The sequence below is a fragment of the Seonamhaeicola sp. NFXS20 genome, assembly GCF_049132085.1.
Lineage (GTDB): Bacteria > Bacteroidota > Bacteroidia > Flavobacteriales > Flavobacteriaceae > Seonamhaeicola.
On sequence record NZ_JAFMPU010000029.1, the window covers coordinates 1 to 2,683 of the forward strand.

General features: G+C 33.6%; 2 protein-coding genes. One reads left to right on the forward strand and one right to left on the reverse strand.

Features of this window, described 5'->3' with window-relative positions; genetic code table 11:
* The first annotated feature begins 309 nt into the window (after positions 1–309).
* Positions 310–1,065 carry a methyltransferase family protein gene (locus tag J1D01_RS17255; RefSeq protein WP_421151749.1) on the forward strand — a complete coding sequence of 252 codons (756 nt, stop codon included), beginning with the start codon at positions 310–312 and terminating at the stop codon, positions 1,063–1,065.
* 178 nt (positions 1,066–1,243) lie between these two features.
* Here the strand turns inward: J1D01_RS17255 and J1D01_RS17260 are convergent, their stop codons facing one another.
* Positions 1,244–2,302 (reverse strand): IS110 family transposase, encoded by a 1,059-nt coding sequence (locus tag J1D01_RS17260; protein WP_421151750.1) that lies wholly within the window; start codon positions 2,300–2,302, stop codon positions 1,244–1,246.
* Positions 2,303–2,683: the final 381 nt, after the last annotated feature.

Genomic DNA, 2,683 nt, shown 5'->3' on the forward strand with positions numbered 1-2,683 from the left:
TTCTCTTCCGGTACGCGGTCGCTAAGCCTAAATTGATTGAATAGCTTTTCTTGAAATATTTTTGTGCCTTGCATTATTAAATATACGAAATTTCTGTATATTTAGCAAGTCTTGTGCAACGGACACAATGGCTATAAGTAATTGCTTGTTCTCGCCTTCTTCTGAAAATCCTCGCGGATTTTCAGTTTGGTGTGTACTTGCAAAGTTAAATGTTAAACCACGCAACTACTCATAGCCAAAACCGTTGTATGCAATGTTAGAGCAAAAATTGCGTTAATTGAATAATACTAATTCAAAAACAATAAAATAATGGCATTACAAGAAGAATTTGAACTACAAGGAAATTGGCTTTTTAAGTATCGTAGTTTCTTACCTTTAATCATTTTAATAATCGGAACAGCTCTTTATCTGCGAACTGAAATTTACCCCGAAACTTTTATTTTAGAAGAAACACCTTATGAAATATATTATGAAATGTTTGCTCTGATTATAAGCCTATTCGGGCTTTTTATTCGTATTTATACTGTTGGACATACACCAAAAAACACTTCTGGTAGAAATACAAAACAAGGACAAGTTGCAGATACGTTAAACACAACTGGAATGTATTCAGTTGTTCGACATCCTTTGTATGTTGGGAATTATTTAATGTGGTTAGGACCAGCAATGCTAACTGGACACTTTTGGTTTATCGTTGCATTTACATTATTTTATTGGGTTTATTATGAGAGAATTATGTACGCAGAAGAACAGTTTTTAAGAACCAAATTTGGAAAACAATATCTGGAATGGTCTAAAAATATACCTGCTTTTATTCCAAACTTTAAAAACTTTAAAAAATCTAATCTTCCATTCAGTTGGAAAAAAGTCTTGAAAAAAGAAAAAAATGGACTTTTTGCTTTGTTTTTAATATTCTGTGTTTTTGACTTTTCAGGAGAAATTATTGAAAATGCAACTGATTATAACTACTTTTTAGTTGGAATGTGTGTTTTGACAGGTTTAAGCTATATCCTACTAAAATATCTAAAAAAAAGAACTGAATTATTAAACGAACTGAATAGATAAAACACTGCATACAACAATGGCTATAAGTAATTGCTTGTTCTCGCCTACTTCTGAAAATCCTCGCGGATTTTCAGTTTGGTGTGTACTTGCAAAGTTAAGTACTAACCCACGCAACTACTCATAGGTACTGTGTTAAAAACCAAATAAATTTATCAAAATTTATAGGAAGTACTTTATGTTAAATCATAATACTATCCTGCGCAGCAAGAGCTTGAGGTTCTTGCTGTTTTTTATTTTCATATTCTGCATCATAATAAGCTTCATTTTTCCATAACGTATACATTAAAATCAATAATTTCCTTTGAACTGCTACTAGAGCTACAATAGGCTTAGCTTTCTGAGGCTTTAATCTTCTATAAAACTGTTTTAAAGTGGGATTACATCGAACGCAGGTCATTGAAGGCATATGAAGTACTGCTCTTATATGACTATTTCCCTTTTTACTTATTCTAGTTTTACCTTTGAAATTCCCCGATTCTCTTAAAATCACATCATACCCAGCAAAACTCGTCAGTTGTTTTGCGCTTGATATAGACTCAAAACCTAAAGTTTCTCCAATAACTGTTGCTGCTGATATAAATGATATACCAGGAATACTTTCCAAATATCCAATACGATTCTTTAAAGTCCTTGTTCTAGACACCAATGCTTCCATTTCTTCTTCTATTGCTTTTATCTGTGCATTTATGAGACCTAACCTCGCTAAATGCCGCTTAGATGCTTTTGAACTAGAATAACAACTTGATTCAATAGCTCCTTGTCTATTAATCTCTGCATTCTTGTCTTTTAAAAGAGAACTACGCTCTCTACTAAGCGCCTTTAACTCTTGTAATTCTTTACTAGGAGGAGTCCAAGATCTTAGGCTTCGTTCAAGTCCCAACATACTTAACATTCTGCTATCCAAAGCGTCTGTCTTTGATCGTTGATCTAAACTCTGAGCATATCTCTTTACCCGTCCAGACTGCATAACACTAACTTTATAGCCTTGACTATATAGGTAATGACAAACTGCCTGGTGATAGACTCCCGTCGCTTCCATCAAAACTATGAACTCGACATTCTTAACCACTACCTTCTTTATCCAAGAGACCATAATCTTAAATCCTCTTAAGTCATTGCTAATATCTGAATGACCTATAAACTCCTTTTCAAGATTAGAGTTTAGAACTCCTAAGCATATTGATAAATTGCTTTTGGACACATCAACTCCCAAACATTGTTTTAGTTTTTTTTCCATAATTCCATATTACGCTACAAGACTAATTTTCTTTACAATCTTTGCTCGCTGCTGATACGATCTCTTGCACAGGATCTAGGTACTGTTCAGACTCTAAGAAAATTATAGAAGGGTGGGTTTTCTATGAAACGATATCACTCTTTATTTGTGTATCTAGCCGAGACCTCTCTATCACTTCTATTTTACTTGTATTATTAGTCAGAAATTTACTATTTTTAATTCCTATTAACTACGGTACCGTAAACATACGAGCCGAGACCGTTGTGGTGCAATAGTTCATTTCGCAAGGACAATTTTTTCGGATTGTTACGAGAAGGTTAAGGAGTTTTCTTCTGATTAACTAAAGGGCGGACAAAGACTTTGTTAAAAAAGCCATATCCA

Excerpts from the sequence above, each read along its gene's own strand:
- J1D01_RS17255 (WP_421151749.1), top strand. The coding sequence starts at position 310 with ATGGCATTACAAGAAGAATTTGAACTACAAGGAAATTGGCTTTTTAAG.
- J1D01_RS17260 (WP_421151750.1), bottom strand. The coding sequence starts at position 2,302 with ATGGAAAAAAAACTAAAACAATGTTTGGGAGTTGATGTGTCCAAAAGC.